A 23,889-nucleotide genomic window follows, 5' to 3' on the forward strand; every position below is an offset into this window, starting at 1 on the left:
GATCATTGATTAATTCACTAATTCTCCGTTTTTGTAGTTTTCGGTTTTTGTTAAATTTCCGTTCTCGTCGTAAGATCTACTTTCACCTTCTCTTTTGCCATTTACAAAAGTAGATTCACCCTTTAATTTTCCACTTTCATAAAAGGATTGCCATTTGCCCTCTTGTCCATCGTTTAAAAACCGTCCAACAGATTCTACTTTTTCATTTTTATAGTATGTGGTTTCTACATCATTAATATACGTGTTTCCTTTCCAACCTTTGTATTTTTCAATACCTGTTTTCAAACCCTTTTCATCGTAATATACCCAGATTCCCACTTTCTTATCTCTCTTATAAACACCTTTAGCCTTTTCTTTGCCATTTTCAAAATAAGCAATATAATCTCCATCTAGCTTTCCTTTTTTCCAATGTTGATCCCACTTTTTGTTTCCATTATCATAGTAAAAGAGACAATGTCCTTCTTGTAAACCATTCACGAAACCGCATTTCTCCTGAGCGTATAGAAAAACAGGAAAAAACAATAGAATTAATATTATTTTTTTCATATAAATTTATTTACTTTACAAAAGTATTATTAATTTTATAATTATAGATTTAATTTGACATGAAAATTCAATTTTTTTTCTCTCTTTTTCTATTGGTCGGATTTTCTTCTTTAGCACAAAATAAAATGTATTATCTATAAGGTTTTTTTGATAAAAAACTAGCAGAGGAATGTTTAGTATTGGCAATTCGACGATTGAGGGAAGAACAGATACAAAACAGAAGTACTTCTTATAACGTATATGGTCAGGCTTTAGCGAGTTCGCCCGTTTATAGCACCTTTTTTTACAACTATAACATGGGCAAAAGAGAAAGTAAATTTGTACAAATAAAAGAAGATGGACAAGTTTTAGAGATAAAACTATAAGTGATTCTGCTCTTTACTAAAAAGGTTCAAGAAAATTTATATCCAATACTATTTCATCATACTTGGTATATTAAAGGCGCAGTGAAGGTGCTTCTGTCAGCTTGAGAAAGGAAAACATTAACCAGAGCAATACTGTTAATACAAATGGAAAAAAAATCAAAAACTTCTCAATTTCTCCATGCGCTTGGATTTACTGTCGGTGGACTGATTTTATATGGTATTTTCATTTGGATGATGCCGATGAGCGGATATGCTATCTTAGGATACATCTATATCACCCCTATTGTTGCTATCGGCAGTTTCTTTTTTTATTTCATATTTCAATTTTTCAAAAAGCAACAGAAATTGATGTGGCTTTTCTGCATTATTTTATTGATCATTTCTGCAGGAATTTATGCATCAGGGGCTTTCAATGTTGATATTTGGGTTCGAAATTTATTTCATTCGGAAAAGCTTCCTCCACAATATAAAGACTATCAAGATATTAATCAACCAAAAATAGCATTCGGCAATTCTGAATTGACGTTTTTATCGAAGAGTGAATACAGGATTCAATGTTATATAACGACAAATGATGATTTGATTACAAGAAATGAACGAAACTCCATCGTTAATGATGATAATCGCTTCAAAATTTACGATTATTGCAAATATGATCGTACAGGGTTGCTGAAGGACAGATATACTTACTTGCAAAATGGCTACAAAAATGAGGAAATTTTATTTCAAGGTTATTTGTTCAATGCACAGGATGATTATTATAAAACTTGGGCAATTGATGGGGATACGCTCCGAAAGCCACTAATCGCTCACAACAGAGATTTTAAATGGACAGAAAAAGAGAACGATAAGTTTTTCCAATCCATTGCAAAAAATTCACCGTTATTCTTTACTGAATCTTCCTTTTTCACAAAAGATTCTGTTCAGAAAGAGTATGACAAGATAATTTATTTGGAAAATAATGTGTGGAATATTTTCTATGTGGATGAAATCTCTGACAAACCTGATGACTATTTTTATGGAAAAGGTGATAAGACCAATGATCTTTTTGTAAGAAAAGTTGATCGCCTCGAAAGTGAGATCATAAAATCTCCAAATATTCCTTCCCGATATTTCGCAAAAAGAAAGTATAAAAGAATCGTTCAATCCGCTGGAGGTGATGGTGGTGCTAATATTTCGGAAGTCTGGTTGGGCGAGTTGTATTCTTTATTAATCAATGATCCAGACACCCTAAAATTTAAAGAAACATTTGTTTTGGATGAAGAGTGGAAATTTTCCAAAATCGAAATTGACGGTAAAAATATCGGAAGTTTGAACAGAGAATATAAAGATGAGTATTTCAGTAAATATGAACCCTTTGAATCCTATCTCTTCTACGCACATCCCAAATTGAAGTACAAATTATTTGCGACAGACTTTAACAATTTATATATGCTAAAGCAAAGGAAGTAGGGAAACTAAAGTTTTACGCGATCATCAACTGGAGGATAGTATTTCCTCAAACTGCATGCATGTATCATAGACTTACCCCCAACATAAAAGCGACACCTTTTGATTCTAATGCTACTCTCCCATATCCGATTCCGGTAAGAGGCATTTTAACAAATGGTTTTATACCCACATTGATTTTATCGTTAATTTTCTTTTCAATAGATATAGAAAAATCTGCAATACCAAATATATGTTGATTTTCTCCATTGACTTCATAAACTGCACTTTTCTGATTTCCATAGCTTCCTTCTCCATCATAGTCAAATGTATACTTCTCTTTTAGCATAAAATAACTGGAAAGACCCGCGCTTACATTAAATTTCAATTTTTTGTTTTTCAAAATAGTATAGTTTGCTGTCAATGGTATATCGATGACATCACATTCGGCATGAACTTGACTAGGTAGCTGTGTTAATTGGGGTGGATTTGCTGGCGAATAGAGGTTATAAGAAGATTTATAATTTTTCTTTGCATAGGTTGCCCCCAAAGATAGACTAAGCCCTTTGATCACAGGATATGAATAAAGCACACCTATATTTTCGCTAAGAGAGGAAGTTCCGGATCCCCTGACACTGGATAAATCAGGACCTGCCAGAACACTTAAAACCGATCTTTCCTTCTCTTGCAAATTGGGTGGTGCAAAAATGGTTTCCGCGATTATTGTAGCAGGTTTACGCTCATTTGTTTCAAGACTTTCACTCTGTAAGTTAGAACTATAGGTAGACTTTATATTACCTTTCATTTTCGGAATAGAAATCGTACGCAGAAAAGAGCGCTGAATCGCCTTATTTTTTAAGTCAACAACATCAATAAAAGCATCCTGTCGCCAAGTCTTTAAATTATTTTTTATCTCTAAATTCTCTGTAAAAGTATCCTCCAACTGTGATTGCTTATTTTCTTTTTCTTGTCGCTTCTCTATAGGAGAGCTACTTCCATTCACAACTTCTTCTTTTTGTTTCTTTATTGGGGAACTTTTTACAATTTCTTGAATAGAATTATCTATCTCAGAATCAGATATTGATCTATTGCTATTCCAGATAAAAAATAAAGTCGCTATAGCTGCTGCGCTTACTATTAAAATAAAAATCTGTTTGGCTTTCTTTCTAGTCCGGGTTTTATCTAATCGTACTTGCATATTCTTCCAATGCTCCTCGTTAAACTCGAATTGAGGATTACTTAAACCCTTTCTAAATAGCTCGTCTATGTTATTCTTATCCTTTTCCATCAGTTATCCTCCTCAATTTTACCTAGTATTGAATTTTGACTTCTTACCATTTCTGCTAAGCGTTCACGTGCTTTATGCAAATTTGATTTTGATGTCCCTACAGCAATACCAAGCATTTCGCTAATTTCATCATGTTTATAACCATCAATTGCGTAAAGATTAAAAGCAGTACGGTATGCAGGGGGGAGTCTATGAACCATCATCAAAAGATCATCATAGTTTAATTTTTGAGAAATTGTTTCATCATCAATTATTATATGCTCATAGGAGGATATATCTACGACACTACCTAATCTAATTTTTGTTCGGTAGAAATCAATTCCTGTATTCCTCATGATTTTGCTCATCCATGCTGAAAAGGGTTTTTCAAAATCATATTTTTTTATATTGGTAAACACTTTAAAAAAACCATCGTTTAATATTCCTATCGCGTCTTCTTTGTTATTGGAATAGCGTAGACATATCCCCAATGCTAAAGCATAATATCGTGTGTAAAGATCTTTTTGTGATCTCTGATCCTCTTTTATACACCCTTTAATAATTTGGATATTGTTGTCGTCAATTTCTTTGATCACCACCGATATTACTGCTTTTCCTAGATAAATAATGTAGTATACGATAGCTATAACAAAAAGGTTGTCTCAATGTTATTATTTTTTTTAACCATAGGCAACCAATACCATACAAGCATCGTAATCATTTAGAAACCAAACCCTACTTAAATATGATACGCTACAAAAAAAATGTAAAAATCGCTTTTTTAGCCGTTGCTTTTTTAACGATGTTTTCATCTTGCTCAAAAAATGATGGAGACGAAATACAAAATAGCAATACCGGGATCAAGACCTTAGAAAATGCTACATTCGGTACCATATTGACTGATGCCGATGGAAAAACACTCTACTTTTTTTCAAACGATACAAAAGGTATATCTACATGTACAGGAAATTGCTTGGCTACTTGGCCAATTTATCATAACAACAAGACAAGCAACGATTCAAAAATTGATAAAAGTCAGCTAGGAGAAATCACAAGAAACGATGGAAGCAAACAGACTACCTATAAAGGTTGGCCGCTCTATTATTTCTCTGGGGATAATCAATCTGGTCAAGTAAGAGGCGATGCTGTAGGAAAAATTTGGTACGTAGCAAAGCCAGATTACCTACTTATGGTAGCAAATGGACAACTCATCGGACATACTGGAAAAAAATATTTGAGTGATTATACCGAAGGTGAAGGGAATACGATCTATTTAACAGACGACAAGGGTAGAACACTTTATTCGTTTCAGCATGATAGATTTAAGACGAACAACTACACCGCTTCTGATTTCAGTAATGATGGCCTTTGGCCGATCTTCCAAAAAGAAAGTGGCTCCTTACCCTCTATGGTCGTTGTGACTGATATTGCTGTTATTTCAGTCTTTGGGAAAAAGCAATTAACGTATAAAGGCTGGCCAGTATATTATTTCGGTCAAGATCAGGTACGTGGTGATAACAAAGGGATTAGTTATCCTCAACCAGGTGTATGGCCTATTTTAAACGAAACAACAGCGATTGCTCCCGCTCAATAAAATTTTACAATAAGATTCTAAACTAATAATCAGAAAATTATGAATACATCGAAAACAAAAAAACGGTCATGGAACACATTTCGTTATCGCTATGTGTCGATTATCTGCCTATCCATAGGACTTGTTACGTTTATGGGTTGTACAAAAAAACAAGCTGAGGAACCAACCCCTAAACCTCCAACTGGAACCGAGACAGTGACTACAGCGAACGTGTCTTATACTAATTTTATAAAAGGTCTCTTGGAAGTCAAATGTAGCTCATGTCATGCGAGTGGACAATCCGCTAGCGGGAATTGGACTTTTAATGGCTATAACTCCGTTAAAGATAATGCCTCTAGGATTAATAATATGGTCGTGGTAACGAAAGCTATGCCTAAGAGTGGCAGTTTGACAGCAAAAGAAATAGAATTGGTGAGTGCCTGGATCCAACGTAGCACACCTGAAAACTAATTATTACTCATGAAAAAAATCAACATCTATTTCATCCTCTGGTTTTTGATCGGAAGTATGGAGGTATTTGCACAGCAAAATATAACATTTACTTCAAAAGATGCTACCATTAGCTTTTTTAGTAGCGCACCGCTAGAAGATATAGAAGCCAAAAGCAATCTTGCTGGATCGGCTCTAAATATCAGTACCGGTGATATTATCTTTAAGGTCAAAAACACGTCTTTTGAGTTCGATAAAAAACTCATGCAGGAACACTTTAATGAAAATTACATGGAAAGTGACAAATACCCGTTTTCAGAATTCAAAGGTAAGATTGAAGAGAGTAAAAAACTCAATGATAATGGTAATTATACCTTGAAGGTTTCAGGGACACTGCAAATCCATGGTGTTAATAAACCCTATGTTACATTGGTCGCATTTAACGTTAAAAATTCGGTGATAAAAACCTTAGCGAGTTTTGATGTTAGACTTTCAGACCATAAGATCACGATACCCTCTATCGTTGGAAAAAATATAGCAGAGGTTGTAAAAGTAAAAATAGATGCCACGTATAAAAATGGACAATTATAGCTCAGATAATCAAATGAAATATATACTATTTATCATCCTCTCTGCGATCTCCTCATCCGTTTTCGCTCAAGAAGATTTGGAAAAGTTAGTCGATTTAAGTGGCCCAAAGAGTGAAAAAGTCACAGCGACATTTAAGGCTGGTAATCTGATTAATTTAAAAACAACAGAAACGATTCATCGGAATGAACTGGATTTTCGAGTTGACCATCGTTTTGGAGATATTGCAGGTAGTAACGGGGGAGGAAAAAATTTCTTTGGATTGGATAATTCTACAGATATCCGGATAGGTTTTGACTATGGAATACGCGATAACCTCAATATTGGAATTGCAAGAGCAAAAGGAGCTACAGAAATCCGGCAGCTTTATGAGGCTAATGTTAAATATCGTTTTCTAGAACAAACAATAGACAACCGTATTCCGGTGTCCATTGCTTTTTTTGGAAGTACAACCGTGTCCGCTATGGAAGCATCGGAAGATCAAAGTTCAGCAGCACACTTTGATCGCTTTAGTGATCGCTTAAATTATGTCAGCCAATTGATTATAGCTCGAAAATTTAGCTCAGACTTTTCATTCACGATTGTACCAACCTACCTCCACCGTAATTTTACAGCCTATAACGATCAAAATAATCTATTTGCAGTGGGTCTTGGAGGTCGTGTAAAAGTCAGTAATAGAATGGCTCTTGTGGCTGATTATGTTCTACCTTTTCGTCAATCATCAAAAAAAGAGTATCGAGAAAATGTAACGGGTCAACGTTATTATCATGCACTAGGTGTGGGATTGGAAATAGAAACTGGTGGTCATATATTTCATCTTAATTTTACCAATGCAACTGCCGTACAAGAGTCTCAATTCATAAGTGAAACGAACAGCTCTTGGGGTAAGGGTCAATTCAGATGGGGCTTTAGTATTGCCAGACGGTTTAGTTTCAACAAAAAAACGAAAGAATAATGGAAATATAAATCAGGGTCATTTTGTTCAATCAAAGATCTATATCCATATCGGAAAACTTGGACTCTTTTCCCAATATCGTTCGATATGTGGAAATAGCATGGATCGAATCCACGCTATTTTTTTCTATTTGAGACAATCCCAAAATCTTTATAAACTAAGCTATACAAACCTTATTTTAACACGGTATCTTGTCTTGGTTTATGTTTAAAATAACTTCTGAAGTAGGACATCTTTTCTATAGGCTGACACCTCTACCTCTGAGCCGTCAGAAAGCTCTAAAGTTCCTCCGTCTCCTTTCCGATATTTAACTACGTACGTTAAATTAATAATCACCGAACGACTTATGCGCGTAAAAAACTCATCATCTAATATGTTTTCAAATTCCTTAAGGGTTTTGGAAACGACTATTTTTTTATTTCCTGCCAATATGAATACGCTATAATTACTCATGGCTTCAACCCTCATAATATTGGCTCTATCCACAATATACACCCCTTCAGCAGTAGCTAATGCTAAGCGATTGCTATTAACCTTCTCTTTTTTTAAGGATTTATAGTTGGATTTTTCTGCTACTCGTTTTCTTAACCGAGTAATCGCAGTTCTCAGTTCTTCCTCATCAATCGGCTTAAGCAAATAATCTACCGCACTTAATCGAAGTGCCTCAAGGGTGTAGCTATCGTATGCTGTAGTGAAAATCACTTCGAAATCAAAACTGCCTAAACGTTCTAAAAACTGAAAACCATTCATACCTGGCATTTCAATATCTAAAAAAAGTACATCTGGTTTAAGCTCAATCAACGCGTTCAATGCCTTGGTCGGCTGGTTGAAAATTCCGACAACCTGTAACTCTTCCTCAAAAAACCCTAGCTTCTGGCTAAGCAGCTTACTACCCTTAACCTCATCGTCTAATATCACTGCTTTTAACATAATAGGTTCCTCTAACTAAATTTCGTTTATTTATTTGGCTTATACAACTCTTATTTAGGTTATAATCAAGCACTATGCTATACGTTTTTTAGAATGATATACGACTAGATTTTCAGAGTAACCCCTGTATTTAGAATTTTCATATCAGCAATGTTCTGGATTAATGACTAGAACGTGTATTTGAGACCAACACCTCCATTTTCTGCAGAGAAACCACCATTATTACTAATGATATAGGCAGGTTGCCAATCGACACTCACTGCCAACGGAAGATTTGCGAACTTATACTCGAGACCAGCAATACCTGCTATACCAAAGGTTATAACTGGATCTAAGTCAGCATCTTTCCAGTTAAAATAATTTATATGACCTCCTCCACCAACGTACCAGCGCAAACCATCTACACCTTTAATCGCCGTATGGTATTCATATAAACCTGTAAAAGCAATATTACTTCCTGTCCCTCCTGCACCATTGTATCTTAAGATACCTTCGAGTGCAGATCTTTCTTTTATGAAAACTTTGCCCGTTAATGAAATACCATAAATAAATTTTATACCAAATGCTGCTTTGTAAGTATTTTTGCTTGTATTTTTACGGGACTGTTCTGGTGATTGTCTCGTCGATTTAATTGTAAGTTGTTCTTCCGTTTTTGCCGTTTCTCCAAGCTTTGCAGAAGATTCGGTAGAGACTGTTTTAGTAGCCTTTTTAGTCTCTGTATGTTTGGTCGTACTAACTGTTTTTCTAATCGGTTTTTTCGTTTGTGCTTGAACCGATAGTCCTCCTATGCTAAGTATGCATAACAGGGTAATAAATAAATTTTTCATGTTTTTTGTTTTAAGTCTTGGGTGAATATTTTTCCGTAGAAAAATGCTATTATTTGCAGGCTCTCTTTGATGTATGAGAGATAGAATTTACATCATCATATGCGATTACAAATCCGGCACCTTGTAAACCACTGTATAAACCATCATTGGTCATACTTAACTGATTGTTCGCGTCAGGATTATTGTAAAAACCCCACCACCAAGCCAGGTAGCCAAACTGGTTTTCTTGACATAATTTCATTAACAACCTATAATTAATGTTATATGCAAGACCATTTTGAATATCTGCAGCAGCCAACTCACCTAATACAATAGGTAGACCAGACTGTTTAAGTGCCTTGAAATTATCCCTTATTTTAACATCAGAATAATTCTCAAAGGCTCCATTGGTAGGCCAATAGGCATGTACGCTAAACAGCAAATTATGCAACGGATCAGCGTCGATTAGCGCTTTCCCTTGATAAAGAAAAAACACATAATCTTTTCCATAATATGGGGCATCGATCATTATCGGGCAAGTATATCCTGCATCTCTTAAATTCTTTATTGCGGTTAAATTGGCATCTCTATAAGTTACATCAGAAGCAGCGCCATTATCAGGTTCATTGGCAATATTAACAATAATTGATTGCTGATATTTCAACAATACTGATTTTACATCTGGTTTTGTCCACCATTGTATAGCCTTTGGCAAATCGTTAGTCACATTGGTCGTTCCAGTAAAGTCATGCAATTCTAAAACCGGGATCATACCTTTAGCTAAACAAGAGGTAATGATCGGTTCTATTTTAGCGCCAGTTACTATGGTCAGTTTACCCCCATTTTGCCAATCCTGGTAGTTTTGCGTGAGTATGATACGGACAGTATTTGCACCTGTTTTTTCAATTTCTTCTAGCTCCTTTAATCCGAAGTTGACCGCATAAACACTGCCCATATTGACACCATGCAATACAATTTTGTTTCCACATTTATCGGCGAGATATTGACCATCTTTCACGTGCAGGCCTGTAGTAACATCCTTATCTGGTTTCGTTTCATCCTTTTTTTTGCAGCTCGTAAACACACAAAAGAACAAAATCGACACATATAATGGTAAAGCATTCATTGTAGTAAATTTTAGTTTTCAATGATATGATCAATGATTTTTCCTCTATTTTTATTGTTTTTCAGCTTTCATAATTGCTGACGCTCCATTTTCGACTAACAGCAAGGGTACATTTGCGTCTTTCCAACTTGGAACAGCCACACCGATAAATTCATCTGTATTGGTTTTAAAACCAACTGTACCTAAACTGTAAAATGGCTTCGTAAAATCTGGACCTGTGCCTATAATTGGGATAGGTTGTCCATTGATTACTTTAGTTCCAATTTGTCTTACTCTGATATCCCATTCTAAAGTATTGGTATTTGTGAATTTGAAGACCAAGTCTTCTGTACCCGACTTGGTCTTGAAAGTTGTATTCGTAAATGCAAATGCTGTTGATTTTTTAGCTAATATTGCATAATCAATCGTGGTATTTCCAGTATAACTATATGATTTGAGATGAAGGACACCAGTAGCGTCTTTTTCTAACGTATATTGATAAGATCCAAAGCCTTCGGTATCAAAACTAAGAATAGAATTTTCAACTACTATATTTTTAACACGCAAGTATCCCCTTCCATGAACGCTCGCTTTAACGACATCACCATCTTTCTCAAAAGACATCACCGCTAATTTCGTAGCACCTGTTTTTTGTGCGCTAACGATGTAGTAATCTAATAAATCATCCACCTTGACAGTACTGTTTTCTGGAGGCACTACCTCTCCGGGTTGGTCGCTGCCTTTTGTACAGCTTACGATAACCATTGTCAACGTGAACAAGGTTATTTTAAATATGATTCTAAGGTTTTTCATAACAAGTTTAATAACATTACATTTTTACTAATTCACATTATATTTTTTCTAACGTTCCTTCAAAATTTCCAGATAATGGTCCCTTTTCCGTTGTTGTGTTGATCCTAATTTTGTATTTGTCGCCCTCTTTTTCGATTACTACTGTACCGCCGTTTATCTCGTCACCTACATTGTTAATGGTTACTGCACCTCCTTTAAAATTTGTTGTGGGATTATAGCCACTACCATTTTTGAAAGTGAATGTTCCAATTGGGATGACATAATCTCCTAAGCCGGAAAAGCGAATCTGCAGTGCATGATAATCACCTGTCATAAAGTAAAGCCAAGCACCATCTCCATCACCACCACGATAATCAGCAGTTTTGATGTCCATAGTTTTACCCTGATAAGTGAAACTGCCAGATTTAGTATCCGACTGATTGTTATCATTATCTTTTTTGCAAGAACTAAATACGAAGAACACACTCATGATGATGAGTATTTTTGCGAAGTTGTTTTTTAAATTTTTCATGATACTATTTTTTTAATATTGTTGATTATAAAATTGCCTATTGCATCCAGGCATTCATTTTAGTGAACATTTTCTCTGTCCAATCACCATTACAATGTCCAGTGCTGTTGGGATCGCTAAAACCCTCGCTTTTAGCTTTAATTGGAGAATTTGCTGGTATCTTAGTATATAAGGTCGCACCTATAAAATTGCCTTCATAGCTTTCAAACTCATCCTTACCTGTCAAGCTCAAGACGGGGATTTTAAATTTGTTTATTTTATCTTGATCTGTTGATCCACACGCCGCGAGAAGACCTTTGCAGTAGCTTAAATTATCGTAATAGGCGATGTGTGTTAGGAGCAAAAAACTCGAATAAGAAAATCCTGCAACAACTGATTTATTTTTATCTATATTATATTTGCCTGCAATAGCTACTATGCATTTATCATAATCTTCACCTAACATTTTTGCACTTCCATTCCAATCTTCAGTCCCAGGGGTTTTTCTATACTTTACAATGGCTGCTGCATATCCATTTGCTGCCGCTTTTTCACATAGTGCTGTTTCTACAGCTCCGTTGATACCACCTTCAGAGGGATTGTTTTCATCGTTGCCACTTCCTACAACCAAGATCCCTTTGAAAGTCGTTGTATTTTTATCAGTGAAAATTTTGTAGGTAATGCCGTTCTGAGTTTCTACAACTTGTTTAATGTCTCCTTTTATCACTTCTGTTCCTTCGGAAGGTGCTTTGTCCTTTTTACATGATAGCACAATAAAAAAAATGCACATCGGAATTAATACTAATTTTTTCATGGTTTTATGTTTTGTTTTAAATTGCTTATCCAAACTTATATATCTTCTGAATGCTATTTTAAGACAATGATCGAACGCTGTTTTTTAATGCGTGAAAGATATGATAGGATGAGTAAAGCAAAATTCTATGATTATATATCTATCTTCTTATTCAGCTTTTCGATCCAAGTAGATATATTTATGCAATACTGACATTGTATAATAGACATAAGAGTGTAAAGTATATTAGCCAATTTTTCATTTCGCATAATCTAGGTTTTTCGCGCAAACCTGTAGACTATAAAATTGATCTTTTAAGAAAATCATTAAATGATGTTTCTTAATGGGAAAGATATTTGTTGTCGAACTAAAAATCAGTATATTTAGTAAACAGAATAAAGATATATAGGGGTGATTGCTATGATTAATGATACTGCACTCTGGCAAATAATTTATAGCTCGAAATTTCTAAATCTAAAGTACTCTTTTGACACTTGTTCTGTTGTACAATGCTAATTATGATATCATCTTTGAGTATAATTTTAATCTGTTGCGTGAACAGGTGTTTTAAATGAGTGAACGACCCTTATAGCTTAGTTTAAATTAATGCTATTGGACATATTTATCTGTTACTTTGAAATAACAAAAAGAAATAATTCAATAAAAGAGACAATACATACTTGTCTGTAAGGACAGTCATTAATAACACTAAAATTTATTCCGAAAAATGAAATCACCGAAAAAAACAACCGCAACATCTCCTGCCAAAGCTCCAATTGATAAGGCTAAAATCAAAACAGATAAAAAAATTAATCTTACACATTCTGTCAATTTCTCAGTAGAAAAAGACATTAATTTTGAGGATTTGGAAATCATCATAACGGTAAAAGAGAATAAAATTATTGCTAAATTTCTAAATCAAGGCGTGCTTAATGCACACCAGGTTGTTTTAGTAAAGCCAAAACCAACTCCTCCTCCATTAACTCCTATAGAGATTATAAATGTAATAAAGCGCTTACGTTTCAATTTACTCCTCAAAAAATAGTGATGACGTCTGCAAGATTGTTTTTAATTATAGCATTATCATTCATTCATTTCTTGGCGGTTTCACAAAGCCAGTATAAAGCTTTAGTAAACGCAGCAGCAGATAGCACGCAACAAAATAAATACGAGGCTGCTATTAAATTGTTATTAAAAGCTAAAGCTTTAAAGGGGAAAGATGTGGCATATTCAGAAAGAATAAATATGCATTTAGGTAGTAATTATGAAGCGATTAACAAGATTGACTCCAGTATTTACTACTATGGTGAGGCGGTTAAATTTTGCGAGCGTGAAAAAGATTATGCTGCCTTATCCTTTTTATTCAGTCGACTAGCGAGTATAGAGTTAAGTTTTACCAATAGGTATACGAGTGCTATTCGCTATTTTAAAAAACAATTGGTTTACGAACAGATCTTAAAAGATAGTACCAGTATGTTTGAATGTTTAAATAATCTAGGGTTGTCCTATAAGAGTGCGAATGAATATGATAACGCACTCTTATATTTCAATAAAGTTACTACGAACAATTCAAGTCACAATCATTCAAAAAACAACGCCTTACTTTTTACCGGAGATACTTACTCTTTACAAAAAAAATACCCTATTGCTTTAGCTTACTATGATAAAGCAATAGCAGTTTTAACAACAGCTCATGATAGCACAGGGTTGTTCACTGCATTTGCCAATAAAGGTGATTGTTTAATGCGACAAAACAGATTTGAGGAAAGTTTAATCTGTTTAAAAAATGCACAACAATTTATTACTCCTTATATTACAAATACACATAGAGCAGTGCTCTATTCCAATTTTGCTCATGTCTACAGCAAACAAAGAAAATTTGATCAGGCTTTTTACTTTAAAGACTTAGAAAATATCACTAAGGATAGTATCAATATGGAGCGTATAGGTAATGCTATAGCTGAAATGAGTGCCAAATATGAACTTAGGCAAAAACAAGATAGCTTATTCATCAATAAACAAAAACTGGTATTAGCTGATGCAAAAGCAGCTGAAAAAGAGCGGAATTTTATTATTTTATTGATCGCTTTCATTGCTATTATTTTCTTTTTCATTAGCATTTACCGCATCAGGCAATTAAGATTTAAAAACTCACTACAACAGCAGCAAGCTGCTCAAAATGCATTGCAATTAACACATCAATATCAATTGTCTGAAAGTGAATTAAAGGCTATTCGTTCGCAGATGAATCCGCACTTTATTTTTAATGTATTGAACTCGATTGAGTCTTATATCATGGATAATGAAAAAAGAACTGCGTCAAGGTTAATACAAAAATTTGCCCTATTGAGCCGATTGATTCTTGAAAATTCCACAAAAAGTTTAGTAAAAGGAGATAAAGAATGGAAAGCTTTAATGCTATATACGGAGTTAGAAGCGATGCGTTATGATGAGGCTTTTACCTATACGTTTACAGTGGCGGATAATATTCAGCTGAAAACCTTATATCTCCCACCTATGTTGATCCAACCTTTAATAGAGAACGCCATCTTACATGGATTGATTATAAATCCAAAGGCAGATGCACATGTATCTGTAACGCTTCAAAAAAAAGAGGATAGAATTTGTATTACCGTGGAAGATAATGGGGTTGGAATTGATAATAGATCCAATAAAAATACTAAGGATAGTATCAAAGAAATGTCTTTAGGTTTGGTTTTCATCAATGAAAGGATCGATATGATTAACAGACTGCAGATTAATGACAAAGCTAGTTTTACCATCAAAACTCGTGTAGATCAGAAGGGAACCATTGCTACGATATGCTTGCCTATTTTTCGGAATCCTGACTCTGAATCAAAACACTAAGATCTTAGTTATCTAAGACTTGTTTAAATGGACTTACTCAGTCTTATTGTCATGAAAAACAAGAGATTTTTTTCAATTCGCATCAACTTGAATATTACATAAAAATACTTGATCTTAATTTTCTTTTCTCCTATCTGGTTTATTGTTTGCTCTTTCGCGGTCAATAAAACCGAAGATTCTGTTTGGAAATAGAGCAGAACGTATTATAAGTGGAGCTGTGCTGTATTTTGGCCTAGAGACCATAATTCAAAAGAGAGGATTGAAGTGGTCCTTCGGAACAATAAACCTGAGGAGTTGTTCCCACCAACGAGTAGCGGTTGGCCTCGTCCATGGTGTGGCATTTGAAAAACGTCAGCACCATTATTGTCAAGCCTATTGTTGCTGGTAGGTTTTATTTTGTTTCGAGTATTCGGTTTCTTAATTTCATAAACGGTTTTTCTATTGTCAAGTGTAGTAAATAGGCAAAACTTATACAAGTTGTCATACAAATTAAAAGCATCAAATTGTTGTCAATTTTAAAGTCTGCTAACAATTGATGTGTTATATGAATTACGCCTTTGTGTGTCAAGTAAGTCGCATAAGAAAGCGTCGCAATAAATGTTGTTGTTTTTGAATTCCATTTGTATAAAAAACTTGTCGGACTAACTGCTCCAACAACCATAAATCCATAACCAATTGCTATTAATGGGAAACCAAAAATAGAGGCGTTAAAAGTCATTTGGTCGTAACAAAGAAAATATGCACCTGTTAAAACTACCAAACTCAAAACAATAAATAGATTTCCGTATTTAGCTATTCTGTTCCAAAAGGTCGGCAAAAACTGATAAATTCCTGCAATTGAAACGCCAACTAAAAGCCCATCTAAACGACTATAAGTTGGGTAATAAATGTATTTGTACCAAAACAGCCAACTATTTCCGTCATCAATTTTCGGAAGATATAATTGGTTATAACTGTAAATTCTGATTACAAAACCAAATAGAAACAAAACAATTAACAACCAATAAGATTTTTTTATGAGTTTAGTGAATTGTAAGAAAATCAAGATTAGTGGTAGGAATAAATAAAAATGTTCTTCCACACAAAGTGACCAAGCGTGTGAGAATGTTCCAAAATCTTTCAAGTTTAGTCCAAGATTTTGTGTGAAAGTTAGAAACCTCCATAATGGCGGTAAACTTTCTTTTTCACGAAAGAACGGAAAGAAAAAATAGAATCCCACGGTAACCAAGAATATTGGTACAATTCTAAAAAAACGTTTCAAGAAGAATTGTTTGAATGAAATTGTTTTTCTTTGTTTGATTTGAACGAAAAGCTGTGACGAAATTAAAAAACCGCTCAAAACAAAGAATAAATCTACTCCTGTCCAACCAAATTTTGCAAAGCCAGGCAACCATTCGGGTTGTCCGCCACTTAAAATAAAATAATGAAAAAGGAAAACAAATACAATTGCTAACGCTCGTAAATGGTCAAGCCCGTATAATTTTTGATGAATATTTTTGTCCAATTATTTTGTAAAATTTATTGTTTGTTAATTTTGTTCAGTCGATTTACTGCCAACATATAAATATATGATATTAGGAATAAGTTTTAAAAAAATTATTCATTAAAAATCAACCTGTTATAGTGATACATTTCATATTGTCGTTACCCCAATACACATCTAGCAGTGCCTATTTGGTTTATTGTTCGCTTTTTCAGCGGTCAATAAAAACAAAGACTCTGTCTGGAAATAAAGTAGAGCGTATTATTAAGTGGAGCAGTGCCATATTTCGGTCTGGAGACCTCGGTTTTCAAAAGAGAGATTGAAGTGACCCTTCGGAACAATAAACCAGAGGAGGTAGAAAAAGAATAACTTTAACTATTTGATCGTTTTACTTCTGATTTAGCTGGATGGAATTATTTGGCTTTTGAATAATTAAACTATGGCTGAAAAATGCCTTAAAAACATTTGGTATGGAAGATCGTTGCCTGATTTGCTATTAGGTATAGCTAAATTTAAGCGCAAAAAAAGATCCTACAATGTAGGATCTTTTTGTTTTTTTGTTAATGTGATTTTTTGTAGCCCGTAGGGGAATCGAACCCCTGTTTCTAGAATGAAAATCTAACGTCCTAACCCCTAGACGAACGGGCCTTTTTGTGTTTCGGTGTGCAAATATAGAAAGTATATTCATATTATCAAAATATCAACATAAAAATTATTTATTTCCTTTTATGTTGTATCTTTAGTTGTCAACAAACGCAACAGACTATAAACATATGAATGATCCATTTTACAAAAAATCTATTTGGTTATCTACTGCCTTAGGACTTCTTTCTATAAATCTTTTTGCCCAATCTCCTGCGAACATCGAAAATAAAATAGCGGTGAAATGGGAAGTTCCTACTGGCAAAAATTTAAGAAAAAACCCGACGACAAAATTAGTTATTAAAAACACCAATAATCAAAAACTTGCACTTAAAGACTGGTCTTTGTGGTTTAATTTTATTCGTGGAATAGATGCTAATTCGATTGATCCTAGATTTAAATTGTCACATCGAAATGGTGATTTGTTCCAACTAGAGTTTGTTAAAAACAATTTGGTTTTACAGCCTAAAGATACCATTGAAATTAATTTTACAACCAAAGGTGGTCTTATTAACTATACGGATGGTCCTATTGGTTTATATGTAAGTTATGATGATAAGGGTACTTACGCTAATATTAAAAACTATGAAGCACAAAAAAACACCTTTACTCCAGAAGAGCGAAAAACATATTTAGAACAGAAGTATACCAACAACGAGCTTCTTTCAAAAGGTGTGCAGCAGGATATTTTACCGCAACCTACCCAATCTCAAGTTGACAAAAATGCTACCTTTAAATTATCAAATACGGCTCTTATCTTTTGCGATGCTGATTTTAAAAGAGAGGCTACTTTTTTTGCACAATTTTTAAAGGATCAAACAGGTGTTCAATCACAGGAAACACAAGATAAAGATGCCCAAGTTAAGATCATCAAGACAAGCGGATTGGCAGATGAAGCTTATGAATTGACCATCGATAGTAAAGGTATAACAGTCAAAGCAAGTACAGCAACGGGTGCCTTTTATGGTATTCAAAGTTTAAAATCGTTATTGCCTGCAACCAATTGGAGCAAGTCTAATAAGACACTAAATTTTCCCTTTGCACAAGTAAAAGATCAACCGCGTTATCCTTACAGGGGCTTGATGCTAGATGTTGCACGGAACTTCCACAGTAAAGCCGAAGTGTTACGTCTATTGGATGTGATGGCACAATATAAACTGAACAAATTTCATTTTCACTTTATCGATGATGAAGGTTGGCGTTTAGAAATCCCAGGGTTACCAGAATTAACAGAAATTGGAAGTGTACGTTCTGCCAATTTTAAGAATGGAAATTCTTTGCAACCTGCTTATGGATCAGGGGCTGTTCCAAAAGAAAAACAGTTCTTAAGTGCACAAGATTATATTGAAATCTTACAATATGCTCAGGCTAGACACATTGAAGTGATCCCTGAAATTGAGACTCCAGGACATGCGCGTGCAGCGATAAAATCAATGGAGGCGCGTTACCATAAATTTAAACAAGCTGGAGATTTAAAAGCAGCAGAAGAGTACTTATTGCATGATCCGAATGATGTTTCTGTCTATAATTCTGCTCAGAACTGGAATGATAATGTTTTAAATCCAGCATTACCCTCTACCTATCATTTCATCAGTAAGGTCATAGATGAAGTTAAAGCTATGCATGAAAAAGCGGGAGTACCGTTGACTATGATCGATTTAGGAGGAGATGAAACTCCTGCTGGTGTATGGGAAAAATCACCAAAAATTGCGGCTTTTATGAAGGAGCAAAGCATCACATCTGTTCATGATGTTTGGCCTTATTATATCAACGAGATTAATGAAATATGTCAGTCTAAGGGGTTAATCATGTCGGGTTGGGAAGAGATGGGTATGAAAAATTCTGGAAAACGGATGGATGTAAATCCTGATTTGGGTGATCATAAAATTCAGTTGAATGTTTGGAATAATTTGATTGGTGGTGGGCAAGAAGATTTAGCTTACCGTTTAGCAAATGCAGGCTATAAAGTTGTATTTACTTCTGCTTACAATAATTATCTGGATATGACTTGGGATCATAATTTTGCTGAACCTGGACACAGTTGGGTCGGTTTAGTGGATATCAACAAGGCCTATTCATTCGCGCCTGAAAATTACTTCATCAATCTTTTCAAAGATAATTCAGGGAAAGATTTACCGAAGGATTTTGCGCAAACAAAAGTGCATTTGACAGAAAAGGGGAAATCTAATTTCTTAGGCGTGAAGGGTGGACTGTGGTCTGAAAAAATCAGTAATGACACGCGTCTTGAGGAGATGATATTCCCACGCTTATTGGCTATTGCTGATCGCGGTTGGGCTCCAGAACAAGCTTGGGAAAACGGTGCAAGCTTTGATGTCCAAACTTACCAAAACAGCTATGCAGGATTCATGCAAAAGTTGGGAAATGATGAACTGAAGAAACTGGACAAAGTAAATAAGGGTTACCATTATCGTGTTCCTGCAGTTGGTGTTAAATTGGAAAACGGCAAACTGTTCGCGAATACGGATTATCCTGGATTTAAAATTTATTATACGGAGAATAATACGGAACCGACTTTAAAATCTAAAGAATTTAAAGCAGGAATTCCTTTTAATAACAAGTCGACTTACAAATTTCGAGTGATTACAGAAAACGGTGATTTGGGTATCGTTTCAACCTACTAAAAGGATACTGAACAAAAAAAGAGGTTTGAAATTCAAACCTCTTTTTTTGTTCAGTATTTATTGCATTATTTCTTATCTACAGCATATTTTCCAGGCCCTACAAATAGGAGTCCGATGAAAACAAAGAATAATTCTATAGCATGTGATGCCCCACTTAGGCCATCTCCTTTTCCTAAATGCACAAGTGCTGCAACCAACATGGTAAAGGCTAAAAACAATAAAGTAGGTCTATTCCAAAGGCCTATGATTAAAAACAAACCTCCAACACCTTCAGCAATAGCGGCCATAAAGCCCCAAAAGACTGGCAAAAAATGAATGCCTAAAACACTCATAGAAGCTCCTAAGTCCTTCCACATTGCTACACCCCCCATTATTTTAGGGAATCCATGTACAATCATCATGACCCCTAAACCGATACGCATGATCAATAACCCGAGATCTTTGTATTTTCCTAATGTGCCTAATATTGCCATATGATTAATCGATGTATTTTAATGATACTTTCTTTTTTGTTGTTTTCAATTTTACTTTCTTTCCAAAAACTAAGGCATGGTTATCATCAATATGTCCTGCTGGGTAAGCAAAAGCAATAGGGAAATCATATTCAAGAACTTTATCCAAGACGATTTCTGCAACTGACTGCCCAAAGGAAGGATCTCCATCTTTCATCCCTGAGAATCCGCCGACAATTAACCCTTTGATTTTATCAAATTTACCTGCACGTTTTAGCGCCCACAGCATCCGATCTACACTGTAGAAAGTTTCGCCAACATCTTCAATAAATAAAATCTTATGATCATAATTGACATCAGATTTGGACGCCAATATGGATAATAAAATAGCTAAATTTCCTCCTGTAAGTATACCTTCTGCTTCCCCTACTCGATTTGGCATTTCTTCTTGTTCGTATTTATAATTGACAGACTCGCCAAATAATGCCGCTTTCAATGTTGCTAAAGAGGCTTCGGTACCTGCCTCAAATGATTTTGGCATTTGACCATGTATCGTCGGTATTCCAAACTGTCGTTGGATATGGCTGTGTAAAACGGTGATATCACTAAAACCGATCACCCATTTTGGATGTTTTTTAAACGTTGAAAAATCAAGTTGATCAATGATACGCACACAGCCGTATCCTCCTCGAGCAGCAAAAACTGCTTTTATTGATTTGTCATCCAGGGCCCATTGTAGATCTGCTGCTCGCAGCTGATCATCGCCTGCGAATTGATGATAGGAAGCGGTTACAGTTTTCCCAATAACAACTTCCAAGCCCCAAGATGTTAATATTTTGATAGCTATATCTATATTTCCTCGAATAAAGCTTGCAGGACTGACAATTGCAACTTTATCCCCTGCTTTAAGAAATTCAGGTATTTTCGTCATAATCTTTATTTTAATACCGCAAATTGAATTATCTTTGTGAAAGAAACAAACATTTGTGTTGTTTTTTTATTTCGCCAACTACTAATTTACTGTACAGCATTGAGTAATATATCCAAAAAACGTTACACCATTACTTCGGCATTGCCTTATGCGAATGGTCCTTTACATATTGGCCATTTGGCCGGTGCCTATATTCCTGGTGATATTTTTGTTCGTTATTTACGTCTTAACAACAAAGACGTGGTGTATGTTTGTGGTTCTGATGAACATGGTGCTGCCATCACAATTCGTGCAAAAAAAGAAGGGATCACACCGCAACAAATTATTGATAAATACAATGCACAAATCAAAGAAAGCTTTGAGCAATTCGGCATTGCATTCGATATCTACCACCGTACTTCAGAGCCTATTCATCATGAATTGTCGCAAGAGTTTTTTCTGAATTTATATGAAAAAGGTGAATTTATAGAGAAGTTTTCAGAGCAATATTATGATGAAGATTTTCATCAATTCTTGGCCGATCGTTACATTGTCGGTACCTGCCCCAATTGTAAATCGGAAGGTGCTTATGGTGATCAGTGTGAAAAATGTGGTACTTCATTAAATCCAACAGATTTAATTAATCCAGTATCAACATTGAGTGGTAAAACGCCGATTTTAAAGAAAACAAAACACTGGTACTTGCCTTTAGATAAATATCAACCTTGGTTAGAAAAATGGTTGATTGAAGGTAAAAAAGATGTCCTGAAATCCAATGTGTTTGGTCAATGCCAATCTTGGTTAAAATCGGGTTTACAACCTCGTTCGATGACACGTGACTTAGATTGGGGGGTAGATGTTCCTTTAAAAGAAGCAGCAGGTAAAAAACTATATGTATGGTTAGATGCTCCTATTGGTTATATTTCAGCAACGAAACAGTGGGCAATCGATCATGGTAAAAATTGGGAAGATTATTGGAAAAAACAAGCCAATCCTGAAGACGACTCGTGTTTAATTCACTTCATTGGAAAAGATAATATTGTATTCCATTGTATTATTTTCCCTGCAATCTTACATGCACATGGTGAATATATTTTGCCAGACAATGTTCCTGCAAATGAATTCTTAAACCTAGAGGGAGACAAATTGTCGACTTCTCGTAATCATGCTGTTTGGTTACATGAATACTTACAAGAGTTCCCTGGAAAACAAGATGAATTGCGTTATGTATTGACGTCTATTCTTCCAGAGACATCGGATAGTGAATTTACATGGAAAGATTTCCAGGCGCGTGTAAATAATGAGCTGGTTGCTATTTTAGGTAACTTTGTCAACCGTGTCATGGTATTATCGCATAAATATTTTGATGGAAAGGTCTTAAATGGATCTCCTTTTAACGAAGTTGATCAACATACTTTTGCTGAATTAGCAAAATTTCCAGACGCAATCACGGGTTCTATTCAGCAATACCGTTTTAGAGAAGCGATGTCTTACTTCATGAATGTTGCTCGTCTAGGAAACAAATATTTAGCTGATGAAGAGCCTTGGAAAGTTATTAAATCTGATGAAGAGCGTGTAAAAACAGTTTTGAATGTCGCGACTCAGATCGTAGCAAATTTAGCGGTTTTAGCGCAGCCATTCCTTCCAAAAACAGCTACTAAGCTATTCGAGATGCTTAATTTAGCGCAATTGAATTGGGAAGATGCTGGAAAAACAGATTTAATTGCTGAAGGTCATCAATTAAGTGAAGTGCAGTTATTATTTGAAAAAATAACTGATGAACAGGTTGATTTCCAATTAAATAAATTGGTTGAAGCTAAAATAGCAAATGCTGCTGCAAATGCAAAAACAGATCCTGTTAAAGAAAATATTTCTTTTGATGACTTTACGAAATTAGATATTCGTGTAGGAACTATATTAGAGGCTGAAAAAGTCGCTAAAACAAAGAAATTATTAAAAATTAAAATTGATACGGGCTTAGATCAACGTACTGTCGTTTCGGGTATTGCAGAATTTTTCACACCCGAAGAGATCATTGGTAAACAAGTATCTATATTGGTCAATTTAGAACCGCGCGAAATCAAAGGAATTACATCGCAGGGGATGATTTTGATGGCTGAAGATGCTGATGGTCGTTTGGACTTTGTTAATCCTTCAACGGCGATTAAACCAGGTAGTACAGTAAGATAATGCTATTGTCTTCATCAAAAGGAAAAGGGTCGAATTAAAATTTTAATTCGACCCTTTTCTATATGCTTATCTTTTTGATTATACTTCTTCTGATGTGTCCAGGTTTAACTGTTTTTCTTTATTAATTAAATTTGCCACGCTGGTATCATTCAATATTTGCAACATTGCGTTACGTACCTCGACAAAAGTATCGCGTATACCACAGGCATGTTCCGTTGTACACTCGTCACATGAACGATAAAAATTAAGACTGACGCAAGGTAAAAGAGCGATAGGTCCATCAATTAATCGCATCACCTGAGATAAAAACACATCTTCAGGAGCTTTATTTAAGCTATAGCCACCTCCAGCACCTTTTTTACTGTATAAAATCCCCGCATTGCGCATTTCTAGTAGAATTTGTTCTAAGAATTTCTTAGGAATATTTTCTTCTTCAGCAATTTTCACAATCTGCATGGGATCCTTACCATAGTTTCTGCCTAAAACCATCAGGGCTTTAATGGCATATTTTGTTTTTTTGGAAAGCATAGGCTATACTAAAAATTTATCTACAAATCTACTAAATTCTATCGATTATATAGCATTAAACAAAT

At 34.9% G+C, this 23,889-nt stretch carries 22 protein-coding genes and 1 tRNA gene; 9 read left to right on the forward strand and 14 right to left on the reverse strand.

Annotated features, from left to right (window positions below; translation table 11 throughout):
• Window positions 1-9: 9 nt before the first annotated feature.
• On the reverse strand, window positions 10-546 hold the full coding sequence (locus LZQ00_RS15315; protein WP_234510136.1) for a toxin-antitoxin system YwqK family antitoxin: 537 nt from the start codon (window positions 544-546) through the stop codon (window positions 10-12).
• Window positions 547-1,055: 509 nt separating this feature from the next.
• Here LZQ00_RS15315 and LZQ00_RS15320 point away from each other — a divergent pair.
• Window positions 1,056-2,363, forward strand: coding sequence for a hypothetical protein (locus LZQ00_RS15320; protein WP_234510137.1), 1,308 nt, complete (start codon window positions 1,056-1,058; stop codon window positions 2,361-2,363).
• Window positions 2,364-2,427: 64 nt separating this feature from the next.
• On the opposite strand, the gene LZQ00_RS15325 is transcribed toward LZQ00_RS15320, so the two are convergent.
• Window positions 2,428-3,627 carry an outer membrane beta-barrel protein gene (locus LZQ00_RS15325; RefSeq protein ID WP_234510138.1) on the reverse strand — a complete coding sequence of 400 codons (1,200 nt, stop codon included), beginning with the start codon at window positions 3,625-3,627 and terminating at the stop codon, window positions 2,428-2,430.
• Window positions 3,627-4,202, reverse strand: a complete 576-nt coding sequence (locus LZQ00_RS15330; protein ID WP_234510139.1) for an RNA polymerase sigma factor — start codon at window positions 4,200-4,202, stop codon at window positions 3,627-3,629. The genes LZQ00_RS15325 and LZQ00_RS15330 overlap by 1 nt, the downstream gene beginning before the upstream one ends.
• 149 nt (window positions 4,203-4,351) lie before the next feature.
• On the opposite strand from LZQ00_RS15330, the gene LZQ00_RS15335 reads away from it, so the two are divergent.
• The 4 genes from LZQ00_RS15335 to LZQ00_RS15350 are packed head-to-tail and all read left to right on the forward strand — an operon-like array spanning window position 4,352 to window position 7,172.
• Entirely contained in the window at window positions 4,352-5,200 is an 849-nt protein-coding gene (locus tag LZQ00_RS15335) for a hypothetical protein (RefSeq protein WP_234510140.1), read from the forward strand.
• A 39-nt stretch (window positions 5,201-5,239) separates the two neighbouring features.
• The gene (locus LZQ00_RS15340; RefSeq protein WP_234510141.1) at window positions 5,240-5,650 is read left to right on the forward strand and encodes a hypothetical protein; all 411 of its coding nucleotides are present in this window, start codon (window positions 5,240-5,242) and stop codon (window positions 5,648-5,650) included.
• Between the two features lie 9 nt (window positions 5,651-5,659).
• Entirely contained in the window at window positions 5,660-6,220 is a 561-nt protein-coding gene (locus LZQ00_RS15345; protein WP_234510142.1) for a YceI family protein, read from the forward strand.
• Complete coding sequence (locus LZQ00_RS15350) at window positions 6,192-7,172, forward strand: DUF5777 family beta-barrel protein (protein WP_234510143.1); 981 nt, start codon at window positions 6,192-6,194, stop codon at window positions 7,170-7,172. Before LZQ00_RS15345 ends, LZQ00_RS15350 begins: the two co-directional genes overlap by 29 nt.
• 207 nt (window positions 7,173-7,379) lie before the next feature.
• Here the strand turns inward: LZQ00_RS15350 and LZQ00_RS15355 are convergent, their stop codons facing one another.
• The 6 genes from LZQ00_RS15355 to LZQ00_RS15380 all read right to left on the reverse strand — a co-directional run bounded on the left by LZQ00_RS15355 (window position 7,380) and on the right by LZQ00_RS15380 (window position 12,130).
• Complete coding sequence (locus LZQ00_RS15355) at window positions 7,380-8,102, reverse strand: LytR/AlgR family response regulator transcription factor (RefSeq protein ID WP_234510144.1); 723 nt, start codon at window positions 8,100-8,102, stop codon at window positions 7,380-7,382.
• 167 nt (window positions 8,103-8,269) lie between these two features.
• Window positions 8,270-8,929: a porin family protein gene (locus LZQ00_RS15360; protein ID WP_234510145.1), complete on the reverse strand. Its 660-nt coding sequence runs from the start codon at window positions 8,927-8,929 to the stop codon at window positions 8,270-8,272.
• A 49-nt stretch (window positions 8,930-8,978) separates the two neighbouring features.
• The gene (locus tag LZQ00_RS15365) at window positions 8,979-10,034 is read right to left on the reverse strand and encodes a cellulase family glycosylhydrolase (RefSeq protein ID WP_234510146.1); all 1,056 of its coding nucleotides are present in this window, start codon (window positions 10,032-10,034) and stop codon (window positions 8,979-8,981) included.
• 51 nt (window positions 10,035-10,085) lie between these two features.
• Window positions 10,086-10,826 (reverse strand): hypothetical protein, encoded by a 741-nt coding sequence (locus LZQ00_RS15370; protein WP_234510147.1) that lies wholly within the window; start codon window positions 10,824-10,826, stop codon window positions 10,086-10,088.
• A gap of 37 nt (window positions 10,827-10,863) precedes the next feature.
• Window positions 10,864-11,337 carry a hypothetical protein gene (locus tag LZQ00_RS15375; protein ID WP_234510148.1) on the reverse strand — a complete coding sequence of 158 codons (474 nt, stop codon included), beginning with the start codon at window positions 11,335-11,337 and terminating at the stop codon, window positions 10,864-10,866.
• Between the two features lie 37 nt (window positions 11,338-11,374).
• Complete coding sequence (locus LZQ00_RS15380) at window positions 11,375-12,130, reverse strand: hypothetical protein (RefSeq protein ID WP_234510149.1); 756 nt, start codon at window positions 12,128-12,130, stop codon at window positions 11,375-11,377.
• A 706-nt stretch (window positions 12,131-12,836) separates the two neighbouring features.
• Between LZQ00_RS15380 and LZQ00_RS15385 the strand changes: the two genes are divergently transcribed.
• On the forward strand, window positions 12,837-13,154 hold the full coding sequence (locus LZQ00_RS15385) for a hypothetical protein (protein WP_234510150.1): 318 nt from the start codon (window positions 12,837-12,839) through the stop codon (window positions 13,152-13,154).
• 2 nt (window positions 13,155-13,156) lie between these two features.
• Window positions 13,157-14,977: a histidine kinase gene (locus tag LZQ00_RS15390; RefSeq protein ID WP_234510151.1), complete on the forward strand. Its 1,821-nt coding sequence runs from the start codon at window positions 13,157-13,159 to the stop codon at window positions 14,975-14,977.
• A 391-nt stretch (window positions 14,978-15,368) separates the two neighbouring features.
• On the opposite strand, the gene LZQ00_RS15395 is transcribed toward LZQ00_RS15390, so the two are convergent.
• On the reverse strand, window positions 15,369-16,481 hold the full coding sequence (locus tag LZQ00_RS15395) for an acyltransferase family protein (RefSeq protein WP_234510152.1): 1,113 nt from the start codon (window positions 16,479-16,481) through the stop codon (window positions 15,369-15,371).
• Between the two features lie 555 nt (window positions 16,482-17,036).
• Window positions 17,037-17,108 (reverse strand) — tRNA-Glu (locus LZQ00_RS15400).
• Between the two features lie 125 nt (window positions 17,109-17,233).
• Here LZQ00_RS15400 and LZQ00_RS15405 point away from each other — a divergent pair.
• Window positions 17,234-19,744: a family 20 glycosylhydrolase gene (locus tag LZQ00_RS15405; RefSeq protein WP_234510153.1), complete on the forward strand. Its 2,511-nt coding sequence runs from the start codon at window positions 17,234-17,236 to the stop codon at window positions 19,742-19,744.
• A 65-nt stretch (window positions 19,745-19,809) separates the two neighbouring features.
• On the opposite strand, the gene LZQ00_RS15410 is transcribed toward LZQ00_RS15405, so the two are convergent.
• Window positions 19,810-20,217, reverse strand: coding sequence for a DoxX family protein (locus tag LZQ00_RS15410; protein ID WP_234510154.1), 408 nt, complete (start codon window positions 20,215-20,217; stop codon window positions 19,810-19,812).
• Window positions 20,218-20,221: 4 nt separating this feature from the next.
• Window positions 20,222-21,127 carry an LD-carboxypeptidase gene (locus LZQ00_RS15415; RefSeq protein WP_234510155.1) on the reverse strand — a complete coding sequence of 302 codons (906 nt, stop codon included), beginning with the start codon at window positions 21,125-21,127 and terminating at the stop codon, window positions 20,222-20,224.
• Window positions 21,128-21,226: 99 nt separating this feature from the next.
• Here LZQ00_RS15415 and metG point away from each other — a divergent pair, with 99 nt between their 5' ends.
• Window positions 21,227-23,296 carry a methionine--tRNA ligase gene (gene metG / locus LZQ00_RS15420; protein ID WP_234510156.1) on the forward strand — a complete coding sequence of 690 codons (2,070 nt, stop codon included), beginning with the start codon at window positions 21,227-21,229 and terminating at the stop codon, window positions 23,294-23,296.
• 78 nt (window positions 23,297-23,374) lie between these two features.
• Here metG and LZQ00_RS15425 read toward each other — a convergent pair whose 3' ends face one another.
• A complete protein-coding gene (locus LZQ00_RS15425; protein WP_234510157.1) occupies window positions 23,375-23,824 on the reverse strand; it encodes an RrF2 family transcriptional regulator in 450 nt (149 codons plus the stop codon).
• Window positions 23,825-23,889 lie beyond the last annotated feature (65 nt).

The organism is Sphingobacterium sp. SRCM116780 (assembly GCF_021442025.1).
GTDB lineage: Bacteria > Bacteroidota > Bacteroidia > Sphingobacteriales > Sphingobacteriaceae > Sphingobacterium.

Excerpts from the sequence above, each read along its gene's own strand:
- LZQ00_RS15370 (WP_234510147.1), bottom strand. The coding sequence starts at position 10,826 with ATGAAAAACCTTAGAATCATATTTAAAATAACCTTGTTCACGTTGACA.
- LZQ00_RS15385 (WP_234510150.1), top strand. The coding sequence starts at position 12,837 with ATGAAATCACCGAAAAAAACAACCGCAACATCTCCTGCCAAAGCTCCA.
- LZQ00_RS15360 (WP_234510145.1), bottom strand. The coding sequence starts at position 8,929 with ATGAAAAATTTATTTATTACCCTGTTATGCATACTTAGCATAGGAGGA.
- LZQ00_RS15410 (WP_234510154.1), bottom strand. The coding sequence starts at position 20,217 with ATGGCAATATTAGGCACATTAGGAAAATACAAAGATCTCGGGTTATTG.
- LZQ00_RS15340 (WP_234510141.1), top strand. The coding sequence starts at position 5,240 with ATGAATACATCGAAAACAAAAAAACGGTCATGGAACACATTTCGTTAT.
- LZQ00_RS15335 (WP_234510140.1), top strand. The coding sequence starts at position 4,352 with ATGATACGCTACAAAAAAAATGTAAAAATCGCTTTTTTAGCCGTTGCT.
- LZQ00_RS15405 (WP_234510153.1), top strand. The coding sequence starts at position 17,234 with ATGAATGATCCATTTTACAAAAAATCTATTTGGTTATCTACTGCCTTA.
- LZQ00_RS15320 (WP_234510137.1), top strand. The coding sequence starts at position 1,056 with ATGGAAAAAAAATCAAAAACTTCTCAATTTCTCCATGCGCTTGGATTT.
- LZQ00_RS15415 (WP_234510155.1), bottom strand. The coding sequence starts at position 21,127 with ATGACGAAAATACCTGAATTTCTTAAAGCAGGGGATAAAGTTGCAATT.
- LZQ00_RS15345 (WP_234510142.1), top strand. The coding sequence starts at position 5,660 with ATGAAAAAAATCAACATCTATTTCATCCTCTGGTTTTTGATCGGAAGT.
- LZQ00_RS15355 (WP_234510144.1), bottom strand. The coding sequence starts at position 8,102 with ATGTTAAAAGCAGTGATATTAGACGATGAGGTTAAGGGTAGTAAGCTG.
- LZQ00_RS15325 (WP_234510138.1), bottom strand. The coding sequence starts at position 3,627 with ATGGAAAAGGATAAGAATAACATAGACGAGCTATTTAGAAAGGGTTTA.
- LZQ00_RS15390 (WP_234510151.1), top strand. The coding sequence starts at position 13,157 with ATGACGTCTGCAAGATTGTTTTTAATTATAGCATTATCATTCATTCAT.
- LZQ00_RS15315 (WP_234510136.1), bottom strand. The coding sequence starts at position 546 with ATGAAAAAAATAATATTAATTCTATTGTTTTTTCCTGTTTTTCTATAC.
- LZQ00_RS15365 (WP_234510146.1), bottom strand. The coding sequence starts at position 10,034 with ATGAATGCTTTACCATTATATGTGTCGATTTTGTTCTTTTGTGTGTTT.
- LZQ00_RS15350 (WP_234510143.1), top strand. The coding sequence starts at position 6,192 with ATGCCACGTATAAAAATGGACAATTATAGCTCAGATAATCAAATGAAA.
- LZQ00_RS15375 (WP_234510148.1), bottom strand. The coding sequence starts at position 11,337 with ATGAAAAATTTAAAAAACAACTTCGCAAAAATACTCATCATCATGAGT.
- LZQ00_RS15380 (WP_234510149.1), bottom strand. The coding sequence starts at position 12,130 with ATGAAAAAATTAGTATTAATTCCGATGTGCATTTTTTTTATTGTGCTA.
- LZQ00_RS15425 (WP_234510157.1), bottom strand. The coding sequence starts at position 23,824 with ATGCTTTCCAAAAAAACAAAATATGCCATTAAAGCCCTGATGGTTTTA.